Here is a 15,082-nt window from a genome sequence, read left to right on the forward strand (position 1 = left end):
CGTACCCCTGAACCGCGCCTCCGGGCAACAAACGCTCCGTAGAGTCCGCGAAGAGATGGCAAAAAGGTACCTGTGCGCCACACAATTCGGACACTATTCTGAATTGTGTTCAAGTTGTGTGACACACAGGTACCTTCAAGGGGCAGCGGGCACCTTCAAGATGCTCGCTTTCTCACCAAATAGGCTGCGCTGAGCCAGGAGGCGACGGGGATGACGAGCGCCACCCCGATCCCTGCACTGAAAACGAGCAGCACTTCGGAACTGAAGACCTTTGCATTGATGATTTCTCCGACACTGTAGTGAAGATCCTTGAACCAGATCAGAAGCGCCAAGTAGCCGCCGAAAAATGCGAAGAACAGTGTATTCGTATCCGTGCCGAGGATATCCCTTCCGACATCCATCCCGGCTGCCGCCAGTTCATCCCGCTGGAGCCGCGGATTCCGCCGGTGCATCTCCTGCATGGAGGATGTGATCGAAATCGCTACATCCAGGATCGCTCCGATCGTACTGATGATGACGACAGAGGCCCCCACCTTCACAAAATCCACGCCTACGTAGAGCGACAGCCCGCTGAGCGATTCCGTCTCCTCTTCCCCGAATCCCTGGATCATCATGCCGTCCGACAGCTTAACGATGAAAAACAGCAGGACACTGATCACGATCATCGTCGACACAAAAGCGATAACCGTCTTGCTGTTCACGTCGTTAATGAAGAACAACCCGATGCAGCAGACGAGGATGCTCGCGAAAAATGTGACAATGACAGGATTGACATCGGGATTGGTCATGAAAAACAGCATGAACACCAATACCCCGAAGTTGAGGAACAGCGCGAAGAAGGAGCGCACCCCCTTGCTGCCGCCAACGAGCGCCATCAGCACAAACAGGATTGCCGCAAGCACCATGATGACATTCATGCAGCCGCCCCCCTTCTTCTGATGAAATACATCACGGTGTGCAATGCAACCGGGATCGTCAGCACAATCCCGATCCCGCCCGTCAGTGCCCTTGCCACTTCAAGCGACAGATTCATCGGCAGCGCAAAACTGAGCGGCGCTGCATTCTTCAAATAGAGGATCAGCATCGGCAGCGAGCCCGTCAAGTACGCGAAGAACAGGATGCTCGTGATTGTGCCCATGACATCCTTTCCGATTTCCCGCCCGGAAGCAAGCAGCTCACTGTCCGCAATATCCGGATTCTGCTCATACAAGGCAAACAGCGACGAGGAGATCGTGATTGATACATCCATGATCGCCCCGAGGGAACCGATGAACAGTCCTGCGATGAACACCGTATGATAGGGCCGCGTCAAAAACTGCATCTCTTCATAGCGCAGGCCCTTTCCTTCCATCAGCCAGATGACCAGGCACGCAATCGCGAGCGACACCGTCGTCCCGATCAAAGTCGCAATGATCGCTGCATAGGTTTTATCGTTGAACCCGCTAACGAGCAGCAGGGAAACGGCGGTGAACAGTACCGCACATAATCCGATAATCACCAGCAGGCCGGACGGGAAATGATCGACATACAGATCGAGCGCAACAGTCAGCAGCAGCACGTTCACCGCAAAACTGATGAGTGCAAACAACCCCTTCCGCCGGCCGATCAGCAGGAGGATGAAGACGAACAGCCACCCGATCAGCACAACATACCCATCCCGCTTCAAATCGACCGCCTCTCCTGTAAGTTTCCCGTCTTCTGCCCGTTTCCCACTGATCGTCACGAAGATTTCATCCCCGGCGGCATACTTCTGGTCATACACACCTGACTTCGAATAGTCATTCAGCAGTTCGATCTCCTGCCCTTTCCATTCGCCGTTTTTCAACTCCGCTGTGAGCATCTGCGACGTTACGACGTCCGTATTCCTATGCACATCCGTCGTCTCTTCCTGCTCCGTCACGTCAGCCGTCAATACTTCTGCAATCGGCCGGTCATACAGCGTCTGATTGTGATGGACGGCGTATAGGGAGCCTGCACAGATAATGAGCAGGATCGCATACAGCCCCCATGCCGGTCTTCCCTGTTTCCGTCTGCGTCCGTTCATGATTCACCGCCTCCCGACCATTCCGATTTCCCTCATCCGCCTCCCATCCTACCATGAAAAAACGGTGCCTGTGCGTCACACAATTCAGATACATTTCAGAATTGTGTTCAAGTTGTGTGATGCACAGGTACCGTCCTGCAAGTTGCCTGCGACAATATACCAGTGATAAACTGGAAACTATAGAAAGTGGGGGAGATTGCATGACAACGAACCAGACCATGTCCGTGCACCGGGCGCTGGCAGAATTGAAAACGCTGAACGACCGAATCGAAAAGTCGGTCATGGGTGCCGACTTCATCGCAGCAGACCGCAAGTCAGCCGAGAAAGTGAACGGCCTTCCGATCGAAGACTATGAAAAAACCATCCAGGCCGGGTTTGATAAAGCCGTTTCCCTCATTGAACGACGCAACCTCATCAAAGAGGCGATCGTCCAGTCGAACGCAGTTACACAAGTGACCGTTGGCGGTGTGACGATGACTGTAGCGAAGGCAATTGAGCGGAAGACGTCCATCCAGCTGGAGGAACAGCTGCTTGCAATGATGATCACAAGACGCCGGGAAGCCGTGAACCGCCTCACCGTCGAAAACGACACACTGCCTGCACGGCTTGAAGCCTATTTGGCGGAAATTCTCGGCAAGAAGGAGAATGCTAAAAAAGAGGACGTCGAGCTCCATACGAAGGCTTTCCTGGACCGGAACGAATTCGTGCTGATCGACCCGCTTCACCTCAACAGGCGCATCGAGGAACTCGAAGAACGCATCTCCGCCTTCAAGACGGACGTCGATGCGGTCCTCTCCGAATCGAATGCTCTCACGCAAATCACCATCTGATCCGCCCGCCTGCATGGGTACTTGAAAACGGCAACTACAAGACCCTTCTTTTCACCGGACTTTCTTTGGGTCAATAAGTAAAACCGGACAACTTACTTTAACTTAACGTTAATTCATAATTAGTTGACAGGACGGAAAAGTTCAACGCTCAAGCGTCAAAGCTGTAAAACTCAAGCGTTAAAGCTCTTATCCTTCAAAGCTCAACGATTAACGATTACGGCTCTTTCAAATCTTGGACATCCAGTTACGGGATTCTTGTGCGGCCCGCCGTGTCCTGCCAAGCTGAGTATGCCGTGCAGCCAGAAAAACCGTTGGGGACTCTGTTCCTCATCGGTTTTTTGCGTCCCCATTTTTCTAAGGGTACCTGTGCGCCACACAAGTCAGACACAATTCCGAATTGTGTTCAAGTTGTTTGATGCACAGGCACCGGTTATCCTATTTCCACCGGTCCTGCACCCATGCCGGGTTATAGCGGTACAACTTCGACGGCCGGTATGCGCCTGTCCGGATTTCCTTCCCTGTATCGATCACCATCTCTTCTGCATAGCGGCGAAACTGGACTTTGTTCAAACGCCTGCCGAGGATCACTTCATACACTTGCTGAAGGTCCGGCAGCGTGAATTCGTCTTCGACAAGATTGAAGGCGATATTCGTGTAGTTGACCTTGCCGCGCAGCCGCTCGAGCGAATAGAGGATGATCTCCGCGTGATCGAAGGCGAGTCCGTCCTGCCGGGTGACGGTCAGCGACGTCTGTGTATTGGCACCTTCCGTCACAGTCGTCCGCTCGACTGCTGCCGTGACGGTGATATCGTCTGATGTCAGCAGCAATTCGATCTGTTCTATCCGCTTTGCAGCTCCTCCTATCACCTCATCGCGCACATCTAATATCGTATCCCGGACGGTGAACCATTTGACGTCGTCCGCATCATCCCCCGCCTGCAGGGGCGGCAGTTTACTCTGGTCAACGAGAGCCAAATAGCTGACGCTGACAATCCGCATGCGCGGGTCGCGATCCACGGCGCTCCAAGTGTACAGCTGTTCCGCATACACCCCCACGACGCCTGTCTCTTCTTTCAACTCCCGCCGGACTGCAGTGTCCAAGTCCTCGTCAATTCCCATGAAGCCGCCGGCAAGCGCCCAATGACCTTTATATGGATGCCCCCCTCGGCGGATCAGCAGGATTTGCAACTCCTTTTCCGGCTTTTTCCGTTTGTCGTTCCCCTGTTCCGTCGCGACGGTGAAAATGGCCATATCCGTCGTGATTGACGGCTTCTCATACCGGTCCTTTTCCGTCCGCCGGTACTGTTCGATGAATTCTTGTTCATCGAGATTTTGCAATTGGTGTTCGTCCATTGCCTCCTGCTCCTTTCGAACGGTTGACTTAGCCGCATTTTACCCGTAACAGGCGGTGAAGACAAGTTATGCACCAAGCGCTGCTGTCAGTGAGCAATAAGCTTTGTGATCTCCTCGATCGCAAGGTCCAGCCGTTCTTCATAGTCACCGCTTATGCAGACGTATGGAATTCCCCGCTCGTCGAACATCCGCTTCAGCAGACGGTTTGTCTCCTGCCGCACTGCAGGTTCGCTGAACGTCCTGAACCCATCCGCCACCCACTCCACGTCAGGCTCCAAATACAAGTACAGATCATAGTTCTGCGAACGGATGGCCCCTTCGATGAAATCCAAGTCCCGCCCGAAGTACATCTTCGCGTAATACTGGGAGACAACCGCCTCACTGTCGATGAACAGCAGCTTATTCGCTTTCTTCAGTTTCCGGAATTCCATATGTTTGTGGCCGTACACGATTTCCTGATAATGCTCCTCCGTCAGCAGTGAGCTGCCGTCCCCGATCTCCTCGCTGACCGTGCGCCCGTATTCCTCGACGTACTCCGTACCGAACAGCTGTGCCAGATTCCGAACCAATGTCGACTTCCCGCACGATTCCACGCCGACAACCGCAATCCGCTTTGTAAAATACGGTTTCGCTGCCTCCGGAATCATATCCCAATTCGCAAACACCCCTTCGTTGCGGATTTTCGTCGCGCTGATCGGAAATATCGCCCGTGCCTCATCGATGACGACATGCCGGACGTCGTCTCCGTAAATCTGCCTGAACCACGAATCATACGCCTGCTCAGAACTGAAGATATGCGTGATCGGTTCCGGTATCGCCTCGATCATCCGGCGCCCCCCTTCAAGCCACATATGCGTTTCATCCACCCACGGCGGGTCCTCCACCGCAATGACCTTCACATTCGGCATTCCCTTCACACTCGTCATGATCCATTGCTGCCGTCGGCGGTAATCGATATATGCAAGACCCGCCTCCTCGCACAGCCTGCGGTCACGGGCTTCGTCGTAACTGACAACGACGTAAAGTATGTCTACCTGAGCTGCCGCTTTTGTGATCGCATATAAATGCCCCTTATGGAACGGAATGAACTTGCCTCCGTAATGTCCGACTGTCTTCATGATACCCGTCCCCCTTCCGCTTTTTGCACTTTCGACAGCATGACCCAATTCACATACCCATAGATCGAGTTCACGAGGAATGCTGTCCACATGATGACCATGTTCCAGTCATTACCGCCCGTCTGTATCAACGTCACGAGCCATAATGTAATCGTCAGGACATTGACTAAAATCCAAATGACCCACTGCTCTGCATAGCGCTGGACCATCAGAATCTGAGCGATGACGGACAGGACAACGGCCATACTGTCGATCCGGACTTGCTGGGCGGACAGCCATGTCAGCAGCTCCGCATAGATCAGCGCCCCGGCGATGAAGGAACCGATGACGACCGCCCACCCTTTTGGAGTCAGCCGTTTGACATACACGTCTTCCCCGTGTTCGGATTCTTCCTTTTTCTTTGAATGACGCATCCATAACCAAATCCCGATGAATTGTGTTGGGAAGTAAAACAGCCAGTTCAGCATGGACTCTCCATACAATCCATACCCGTAGGCGATGAACCCATAAGTTGCCGTCTGAACAATTCCAAACAGATAGTTGGAAACCTTCCCCTTCGCTACCAACACGACGCACAGCATGCCCGCAATCGAACTTACCAGTCCGAGCAATGTATCCTCGAACGCGAAATACAAATAGACGGTGATCCCCGTAAATAGCGTAATCCACACCTTTTCAAACACCGACCACTGTGACAAGTACCCCTTCAACCGCTCGTTCATCCCGCTCACTCCCTTTACTTAGTTTTTATTTGTTACTAACTATACTACATAGTATATTATTGTAACTATGATATGTCAACACGATACTTAAGTTTTTTGCAGTACCTGTGCGTCACACAACTCAGACACTATTCTGAATTGCACCGAAGTTGTGTGACGCACAGGTACCGAACTTCCGATTCAGGTTGACAGCGGGGGGCTGCTGCATTATTTTATATATAGACCAATCGTTATAATTTGGAGGTGAGGAATGAATGAGTAAAGTTCAATCACGGGAAAAGATGCTGGAGGCGGCAACGCGGCTGTTCCATTTGAAAGGCTACCATGCTACGGGGGTCAATCAGATCCTGCAGGAGAGCGGCGCACCGAAAGGATCGCTGTACTACCACTTTCCAGGCGGGAAGGAACAGCTTGCAGCAGAAGCCATCCAACTGTCCGGCCAGCTCATTGCGGGCGATATCCGCGTCCACTTGGACAAGTACGAAGATGCTGTACAAGCATTCCAGCAGCTTATCCAATTCATCGCAGGGCAATTCGAACGGATCGACGGACTCCTCGAGCTTCCTACGGTTCCGCTCGGTTTACTGGCAGCGGAAACAGCCCAAGTGAACGAACACCTGCGGCAGACGTGCGAGGAGACGTTCGGCATGTGGGAGTCCCTGTATATCGGCAAGCTGCTCCAATGCGGCTATTCCGATGAGCGGGCCCGCGTGATCAGCACATCGATGATCGCTCTCATCGAAGGCAGCGTCACCCTCAGTCTGACGCGGAACACGAACGGGCCACTCCTGCAGATCCGCGAACTGATCCCCGCCCTCCTTTCGATGAAGTGATGGCCTCACTTCTTTTTATATAGACTGGTCAATCATGCAATCCGGAAAGGAAGTTCGTGTTGTCGTCCTTACAAATCGTAGAAGTCCGCAAGCCGAAAGCTATGGCTTTCGCTTTCATGTTCGGTGCGTTCATCGGGCTGTTCAGTGAAACAGCCCTGAATATGGCCCTTACTAATATTATGAGTGACTTTTCCATCACGTCGGCGACCGCACAGTGGCTCACAACAGGCTACTTGCTGACGCTCGGAATCCTGGTCCCTGTGTCATCCCTGCTCATCCAATGGTTCTCGACGAAGCAATTGCTCGCGGCCTCCCTCGCGTTTTCAATCGCCGGAACGATCCTTGCTGCGCTCGCTCCTGCCTTTCCTGTGCTGCTCATCGGGCGGCTCGTGCAGGCAGTCGGAACAGGCATACTGCTGCCGCTGATGATGAATGTCATGCTGCTGATCTTCCCGATCCACAAACGCGGAGCGGTGATGGGCGTCATGGGACTCGTCATTACGACCGCCCCTGCCGTCGGTCCCGCTTTGTCAGGGCTGATCGTCGATACGCTCGGATGGCCGTTCATCTTCTGGATCAGCCTGCTGTTCTATGTCGTGCTCGTCTTCTTCGGGATGAAGCAAGTCGATAACGTATCGGTCATCACGAAACCTGCCATCGACATCTTGTCGGTGGTGCTGTCGACACTCGGATTCGGCGGCGTGATCTACAGCTTCAGCACACTCGCTGAAAAGTCGATTGCGTCTCCCCACGTGTTCATCCCCCTGCTGGTCGGGATCATTTCACTCGTGCTGTTCGTCAGCCGGCAGCTCAAGATGGATAAACCGATGATCAACTTGCAGGTGTTCACGTATCCGATGTTCACATTGGGCGCGATCCTGCTGCTCATTGGCATGTTCCTGATTCTGTCCACTGCGATCCTGCTGCCGATGTATTTGAAAACCTCTCTCTTGCTGAGTGCAGGGATGGCGGGACTGGTCCTGCTGCCGGGCAGCGCGATGAACGCCGTCCTGTCACCGGTCATCGGCAAACTGTTCGACCGTTTCGGCGCGAGGATGTTTTTACCGCTCGGTTTCTTTTTGGCATCCGTTTCCTGCATCCTGTTCGCCTTCATCCTTTCTGCGGAGACACCGGTATGGCAGATTGTGCTGGCCTTCCTCATCCTGTTCATCGGCATTTCGATGATCATCATGCCTGCGCAGACAAACGGGCTGAACCAGCTGCCGCGTGAACTGTACGGAGACGGGACCGCTGTGATGAATACACTTCAGCAAATGGCCGGAGCCACCGGAACAGCGCTTGCCATCACGCTGCTGTTGAGCGGCCAGCAAGCCCTGCTCGCACAATCGCCGGATGCGTCAGTCGCTGAATCGCTCGCAGTCGGCACGAAACACGCATTCATCTTCATCGCCGTGTTCGCCAGCTGCGGCTTCATCGCCTCCCTTTTCGTCAAGCGCGTACGTGTCTAACTGCAAAAGCCCGGCTGCATCGGAATTAAATCCGCTGCAGTCGGGCTTTCTTATCTAACTTGATGGTACCTGTGCGCCACACGATTCAGAAACAACTCTGAATTGTGTTCGAATTGTGTGATGCACAGGCACCAGTTATTCAGTTCAGTTCTCACGGATATCAGCGGTCAGCTGGTCGATCAGGCCTTCCTGGTAGCCGGCTTTTTGGTACTTCTGCATAGCGGCAGCAGCTTCCGCAAGTCCGGCGTCGTGCACGAGGCCGAGCTGCGGCAGCCTGGCTGTGATGTCTTCGTCTGACATCGTCGCAGCATACGACTCCGCGTCCATCCGCCAGAAGACGAGCTGGTCCCGGTATCTCGTTTTCAGCCGCTGTGCCATCACGAGCCCTTCCGGATCCAAGTCTCCTGAATAATAGAGGATGCTCCCGCCGGCCGCAAGCAAGTCGAGCAATACCCAGCCTGACGTCCGGATCTGGCCGTGCGTGCAGATGACCGGCGCATCCGGACAACTGTCGCACAGCGTGGAACAGACACTCGAGTTCTCCACAATCCAGACGCGGCGGCCATGCGCCGGCCGTGCCGCAGTAACCTTGACCACTTCCTTGAAGGGCACGTTCATCACTGTCTGCGTCTCCACTGCCGCCTGCCACACCGGATGGACGCCTTGATCATTGTCCGCCAGCAGCCCTTGGCAGGTGATGAAACTCCACAGGTCGTCCCGCAGCAGTCCGTATTCACTGAACAGCTCATTTAGCGCTTCCGATCCTCGGGGCGGAGGATCTTCGGTCAGCCCCCTCCTCACCTGGTCGGCATACAGGCAGTGGACGAGCAGCCTGCCCGCCGTCTGCTGAGGATCAAAACTGTGCGGATTGCCGGTGATCCGCTGGGCGAACAGCGGGATCCGGACGTACTCCCCCGGTTCAGGAAGCGCGAGAAATGCCCGGCCCACTTGCGTACACGCTTCCGCCAGTTCCTTCTCCCTCTGCCGGTACAGTGACCAGATCCAGCGGGTGTCGGGTGATTTCGAACCGAGACGCGCCCACCAAAAGTCCAGCTCCGGGAATTCCTCCTGCATGGAAAGGAGGAAGGCTTGCTCCGCCTCGACTCCCTGCTCTGCCGCTTCCTTTTTCGTCACGAGCGTCTCGCCCAATATGTCTTCCATCAGCGACAGGAGAGGGATGCCGGCGAATACCGTACCATCGAGCCCCTTTTCAAACGCGCGCAGCGGCAGCCGGTTTTTCGACCGCAATTGGTCCCGCGTCTCCCCGATCAGCCCGGCGATCGCATCCAATTCCCCGTCAGTGAAACCGGTCAGCGCCACGGTACCCTTCACACTGCCGAATGACTCATACTTTCCTTTGAACAATGTAAACAGCTTGACGATCCCCGGCTCGTTCCGCAGCTCATCAATGCGCGATTTCATCGGCTCTCACGTCACTTTCCGCGTTATCATCCGTTATTTCATCCGAATCACCGTCCTTCACTTCGGTCCGCGTCCTGCCGTCCCACAAATAACGCATGACGGTGACGAAGCTCGCGTTTTTCGGACGGATCAATTCACAGATCGCGAGGTTCGAAATCGTATCATAATCCCCCCAGAGCGCCTGGGAATTCATAATATAGTCGAATCCGAGCTGTTCCACCACTTCGAACATGTCACGGATGTTCTGCTCGTCGACTCCGGCGAACGCCTCGTCCAGCGTGATGATGAACGGCGCCATCTCCCCGGCTTCCTTATAGCGCGAATACGCCGCAGTGAAGAGCGGGATGTACATCGCCATCGCTTTTTCCCCGCCGCTGAAGCGGAAGAAGGCATTGTTGGTCAATTCCCGTTTCGGTTCGTTCGTCCGGGTATACGACAGTACGAACGTGAACCATTTGCGGTAATCCAGCACTTCCTGCAGCACTTGCTGCAATGTGGACCCTTCGCTGCGCAGCTGGATGAGTTCCTTTGCGCGCGTGATACGGGACTGGAAGTGGCGGGTGATCCGGTTCAGGTCCTCTTCACTCAGGAACTTGCTGTTGCGCTGCAGAAGCTGGACGAGGTCTTTCGTATCCAGCTCGTCTTCCGACTCAGCAGTCAGCGGTTTCCACGTGATCGAGAAGGTCAGCCCCGACGAATTGTCGCGGTTCTTCATGATCTGATCCATTTCCTTCACCCACTTTTCGGCCCGCTGGATCCGGTGGCGCAGAATGATGCCGACATGGTTGACGATGATGTCCTCGTACAGCTGGCGGTCCTGTTCGTCGAGCCAGCTTTTCTGGTTCGCCAGTTCGTCCACGAGCGAATCGAGGACGACATACGGGCTCACCCGCTGGCCGCGGTACTCCATGTGGATGATCCGTCGCGTCCGCAATTGCCGCCATTCATCCAGGAACGGTCCGTAGTAATCGCCCCAGTCCTCGGCAAACCAGTCGGGCACAGGCGTCTCCTCCGCCGATTCGAACATCCGATATTCCGTCAAATCGGACTGTTCGTTCACAAACGCCTTCGTCAGCTGTTCCTGGAGCTTGGAACGGTCATATTTGCTCAGCAGCGGTTCATATTGCGCGTAGAGGACGACAGGTTCCATCTCTCCGACTTCCACAAAGTTACGCGCCGCTTCCCTGCTGACCGCATCCTGCCATTCTTCCGACATCCGCAGCCAGAACTGACGGCTCTTTTCGGCCTCCGCCAGCTTGGCCTGCACTGTCTTTTTCGCTTCGGAACGGGCCGGCAGTTCCTTCAAGATCGTTCGGAGGCGGTCTTCCGCTTCCGCGAGAAGGAGCTGGACTTCCCGGATCCTGGCCCGGATTTCGTCGACCCCTTTCAGCTTCAGCTGCCGGTCGATCGATTCGATGGCAGCGGCGGCTTTCCCGATTTCAGATGTCCGGCTGTTCTCTTCGCCCTTCACTTCATCGAGTTCCTCTTCCTTCTCCCGGATCCGCTGCTGAGTCGTCTGCATGTTCTTCTGCAAATGGAAGCACTCCCGTGTCGTCTCCTTCAGGTCCGACAAAAACCGGCTATAGCTCCCGGCGGCTTTGACGGCTTCCGTAAGCGATTCCGCCGTCAGTCCGATGTTAAGGCCTTCCGATTTCCGGCGCAGCACCCGCTCCGCCTCCTGCAGCTGACGATGGACGTCCTTCCGTTTCGCGTCGGTTCGGTTCAGCTGTTCCTGTTGAGCCGCGAGATCCCGCACCATTTCCCGGATTTCCGCGTCGATGTCAGCGAGCGCCTTGTCCGAAGGTATCGAGGCCTTCCACTCCTGCACACGGAGCTGTTCGTCCCGCCAGTTCAGCAGGCTGTCTTCAATCGCATCGGCTTCTTGCTTCAGCTCTCCGGCGATTCGACCCCATTCTTCGATCTTCTCCTGCTGGAAACGCTTCCTGGATGTCCTGCCGATGAACTTCGAAGGGCCTTCCTCCGGCGCATGGCCGATCAGGCCGCCGACTGCGTAGGAGCCGTCCTCATCGATCTGCAGGCCTCCGCCTGCCTGTTCGAGTGGAATGCTCCGCAGCACTTCGTCGATGAAGGCCGCTGAAATCCCGCTGTCTTCCGCGATATCCGGGCGCAGATAATCCGCCAGCGTATGACCGAGAAGCTGCGGTTCAGGGCGGAACAAACGGTCATGGACAGGCTGGACACTGCCATCTTCCGTCAGCAGGCAGTCCAGCAGTCCCGTATGCTGCAGGGCCGCTTCCACACGGGATTTCTGTTCATCCGACAGACCCTCCCTGAATTCGACCGCTGCGTATAAAGGAATGTAGGCAGTGCCTTGCCGCTCGAGACGCTGGCGGAATTCCTCTGTATCGGCTGGCCTGTCAGGTTGCGGCATCGTCATGGTCCGCCACCGTTGCTGCTCGGCGGCTGCCTGCGCCAGTTCAGCCTGTTTTGCGGCCAGTTCCCTCTTCGCGAATTCTTCATTGGACTTCACGAAACTCGCATAATCGTTCAGGGAATCCATCAGCTGTTCCCGCACTTCTTCGTACCGGTGGTCGTCATACAGTCCGCTGAGTGCACGCAGGACCGCCTGCTGCCGGCTGTCAGAAAAGACGAGATTCGGGTGGGATTCCATCCAGCGGAACACGTCATCGGTCAGCGTCTGCTGCTGTTCGGTGAACCAGTTCTCGAGATCACGGAGACTCCCCCGTGTCTTGTCGACTTTCTGCAGCTGTTCCGAGGACAGCTGCTGCAGTTCATCATGTTCCGTCATCAGCCGGTCTTTCTGTTCAGCGACCGCCTTCATCTCAAGCAGAAGCTCTTCATGTGCCCTCGCTTCTTTCTGCCACACCGCAAATTCGAATCCATAGCCGTCATGGCGTTTGAAATCGCCTTCGTTCACTGAGTGCTGGTGGAATGACGCCTCTTCTGCGTCAACTGCCAGCTCCTCCAGCAGATCATCGAGCCGGCTTTTCTGCTCCTCGAATTGGTCTTCGTCCTGCTGCAGGGCGGCACGGTCTTTGCGGATCGACGCACTCCGGCTGTCCCACTTCTCCTGCAGCGCGGCCACAGCAGCCTGCAGCTTACGGATCGACTCTTCCATCGCTTTCTTATCACTTTCGAGCTTCCAGACTTCGTGCTTCTCCAGCCGCGCCTTTTCGTCCCGCATCTGCTCGAGCTGGAGTTCCATGACTCCGTTTTCTTCTTCCAGTGCGCGGATGGCTTCCGCCAGTTCGTCATCTTCCTTCTTCAATTGCTCTGAGCGGGAAACCGCCTGTCCGTGACGCTCGGCGGCTTCCTTCCATTTCTGGACCCGCTCCGCGACGACGAACCGGTTGTACAGATCATATTGGCGGACGAGCCGCTGAGCGGAGTCGTGCTCACGTTCCAGCTGTTCGATCTGCTGCTGCGCCTGATCCATGCTTTCGATCGTATCCGCCAGATGCCGGAGTTCATCATCTGTCAGCGGCGGCAGTGCCGACTCGAGGATTTCATAGATCACGGTCGGCTTGAAATCCTTGGACAGCTTCGGGCTCCGCAGCTGGATGAGCAGTTTGATCAGATCCTCATACGCTTCGATCGACTGGAAGCCGAATACGTGCTTGTTCACGAGCGCCATGTAGTCCCGCTGGGTATGGACGACCTGACCACCGGCGCCGATCCGGTTCTCGAGCTCTTTCGCCGAGTACGGCACCGACTCGTCCTGGTGCCTGTGGGACAGCTCGAAGTCGTAACCGATCCGCCGGTTGTCCGTGATGACGAAATACCAGGACTTGATGCCTTTATTGCGTTTCGCCTGCATGCCGATCCCGGTCGTTATGTATTGGCCCGTGCCCTTCTTTTTGTATTCGAGGAACAGATAGCCAGTCCGTTCCTCCCGGTCGACGACGTCCTTTTCGCCAAGCAGGTAGTCTTCCATCCGCCGCGCTTTCGAGCCGAATGGATCGAGCCGGTCAGGCGTCTTCTTGCCGTCCAGGAGAACGGGAAGGAAACTTTGCATCGTCACGGATTTCCCGGAGCCGTTCGTCCCGCGCAGCAGCAATTTCCCGTCTGCAAAACTGAAGATCTCTTCATCGTAGTACCAGAAGTTCAGCAGCCCCGCCCGGTTCATGCTCCATCTATCGTTTGTCATGATTTTTCGCCCCCTTGCTCATAATCAGCCGGATACGCTCCGGTCAGTACTCCGAGAAGCGGCTTGATGCGGATCAAAGACCCATCCAAATCGAAGTCGCCCATCATCCAGCTGCCGAGCGCTTCCAACAGGTCCGCCCGTACGGCACCTGTGCTCTTCTCCCGGTACAGCTTCGCCCATCCCGTGCCGTGGTCCGCCCTCAGCTTGTCGATGAGCTGGTCGAATTCACCTTCCGTGAACAGCAGCTCACCCCGCTCGTTCGGTACGTACCGCTCAGGATCGGAGTGAAGTTCATCCGAAAGCTGAAGCAGCAGGTCCGTTGAACTTTTCGTATCCGGGAAAACCCGATGGTGCTGCTTCGGTTCCGATATCGCGAGGAACGCGGTGTTCTTATAGACTTGCAGCCGGTAATCGCTATGCTGCTCGATGTCCTCGGACAGCCGGTTCCGGAACTGTCGGATGTAGAGGAAGTCGGGATCCTGGATATCATTCCGATGAAGCCCGGGCGAGAAGAACAGTTTCCGGTACACACGCTTCCGCCGTTCATCCTCCTGATTCGCTTTCCATTCATCCTCGAGCAGCTCCTCCCACTTGGCATACGCCGAAAAATCCTCCGGGAATGTCCTGAGGAAATAGCGGCTGTACGGCGTCGCTTCATACAGCACTTCCTGCTCTTCGTTATGGTCGAACCGGCCGATGTCGCCGTCGATCGTACGGAGGAGCCGGAACTCAAGCAGCCCTTTCATCGTACGGATCAAGGACTTCCGATGCGCATAGAGTGTCCAGTCGAGCGGGTAGTCCCCCGGGAAATCGTTCTGGATCTCTTCGCAGAATTCGGACAGCAGAAATTGCTCATCGACCGCTTTGCCTTCGATGTACGAGAGCGCACAGCAGAAAATTGCGTAATCGAGCGGTTCCTGGAACAGCTGGATGCCCATCCACGGCTCCGGTTCCGCCGGGATCTTTTCAAGCTTGACGAAATGCTGGTGGATCAGCAGCCGGAGCCCCAGTTTTTCGTCAATGTAGCGGCGCAGCACTTTCTCGCGCTCCCGCACGAGCTGATACAGTTCAGGCTCCTCCGACCGCAGGATCCAATACCGGTGCAGCAGCAGATCGAGCGCCTGCACCGCTTTTCCGTCGAACAAGTGGCCTGTCTCCATCG

At 55.5% G+C, this 15,082-nt stretch carries 11 protein-coding genes; 3 read left to right on the forward strand and 8 right to left on the reverse strand.

Annotated features, from left to right (window positions below):
• Positions 1–155: 155 nt before the first annotated feature.
• On the reverse strand, positions 156–917 hold the full coding sequence (locus NFU03_RS11145; protein ID WP_251638702.1) for a YibE/F family protein: 762 nt from the start codon (positions 915–917) through the stop codon (positions 156–158).
• Positions 914–2,044: a YibE/F family protein gene (locus tag NFU03_RS11150; protein WP_251638703.1), complete on the reverse strand. Its 1,131-nt coding sequence runs from the start codon at positions 2,042–2,044 to the stop codon at positions 914–916. Before NFU03_RS11150 ends, NFU03_RS11145 begins: the two co-directional genes overlap by 4 nt.
• 200 nt (positions 2,045–2,244) lie before the next feature.
• Here NFU03_RS11150 and NFU03_RS11155 point away from each other — a divergent pair, with 200 nt between their 5' ends.
• Entirely contained in the window at positions 2,245–2,874 is a 630-nt protein-coding gene (locus NFU03_RS11155; RefSeq protein WP_251638705.1) for a hypothetical protein, read from the forward strand.
• 435 nt (positions 2,875–3,309) lie between these two features.
• On the opposite strand, the gene NFU03_RS11160 is transcribed toward NFU03_RS11155, so the two are convergent.
• The 3 genes from NFU03_RS11160 to pnuC all read right to left on the reverse strand — a co-directional run bounded on the left by NFU03_RS11160 (position 3,310) and on the right by pnuC (position 6,067).
• Positions 3,310–4,227 (reverse strand): NUDIX hydrolase, encoded by a 918-nt coding sequence (locus NFU03_RS11160; RefSeq protein ID WP_251638707.1) that lies wholly within the window; start codon positions 4,225–4,227, stop codon positions 3,310–3,312.
• 86 nt (positions 4,228–4,313) lie between these two features.
• The gene (gene nadR / locus NFU03_RS11165) at positions 4,314–5,345 is read right to left on the reverse strand and encodes a multifunctional transcriptional regulator/nicotinamide-nucleotide adenylyltransferase/ribosylnicotinamide kinase NadR (protein WP_251638709.1); all 1,032 of its coding nucleotides are present in this window, start codon (positions 5,343–5,345) and stop codon (positions 4,314–4,316) included.
• Positions 5,342–6,067 carry a nicotinamide riboside transporter PnuC gene (gene pnuC, locus NFU03_RS11170; RefSeq protein WP_251638711.1) on the reverse strand — a complete coding sequence of 242 codons (726 nt, stop codon included), beginning with the start codon at positions 6,065–6,067 and terminating at the stop codon, positions 5,342–5,344. The genes nadR and pnuC overlap by 4 nt, the downstream gene beginning before the upstream one ends.
• Positions 6,068–6,321: 254 nt before the next feature.
• On the opposite strand from pnuC, the gene NFU03_RS11175 reads away from it, so the two are divergent.
• Both NFU03_RS11175 and NFU03_RS11180 read left to right on the forward strand, forming a co-directional pair.
• Positions 6,322–6,900 (forward strand): TetR/AcrR family transcriptional regulator, encoded by a 579-nt coding sequence (locus NFU03_RS11175; protein ID WP_251638713.1) that lies wholly within the window; start codon positions 6,322–6,324, stop codon positions 6,898–6,900.
• A gap of 101 nt (positions 6,901–7,001) precedes the next feature.
• Entirely contained in the window at positions 7,002–8,369 is a 1,368-nt protein-coding gene (locus tag NFU03_RS11180) for a DHA2 family efflux MFS transporter permease subunit (protein WP_398290281.1), read from the forward strand.
• A 144-nt stretch (positions 8,370–8,513) separates the two neighbouring features.
• On the opposite strand, the gene NFU03_RS11185 is transcribed toward NFU03_RS11180, so the two are convergent.
• The 3 genes from NFU03_RS11185 to NFU03_RS11195 are packed head-to-tail and all read right to left on the reverse strand — an operon-like array spanning position 8,514 to position 15,080.
• A complete protein-coding gene (locus NFU03_RS11185) occupies positions 8,514–9,791 on the reverse strand; it encodes a TIGR02679 family protein (protein ID WP_251638715.1) in 1,278 nt (425 codons plus the stop codon).
• Complete coding sequence (locus NFU03_RS11190; RefSeq protein WP_251638716.1) at positions 9,775–13,920, reverse strand: TIGR02680 family protein; 4,146 nt, start codon at positions 13,918–13,920, stop codon at positions 9,775–9,777. Before NFU03_RS11190 ends, NFU03_RS11185 begins: the two co-directional genes overlap by 17 nt.
• The gene (locus tag NFU03_RS11195; RefSeq protein WP_251638717.1) at positions 13,917–15,080 is read right to left on the reverse strand and encodes a TIGR02678 family protein; all 1,164 of its coding nucleotides are present in this window, start codon (positions 15,078–15,080) and stop codon (positions 13,917–13,919) included. The genes NFU03_RS11190 and NFU03_RS11195 overlap by 4 nt, the downstream gene beginning before the upstream one ends.
• Positions 15,081–15,082 lie beyond the last annotated feature (2 nt).

The sequence above is a fragment of the Sporosarcina sp. NCCP-2716 genome (genome assembly GCF_023707985.1).
Classification (GTDB): Bacteria; Bacillota; Bacilli; order Bacillales_A; family Planococcaceae; genus Sporosarcina.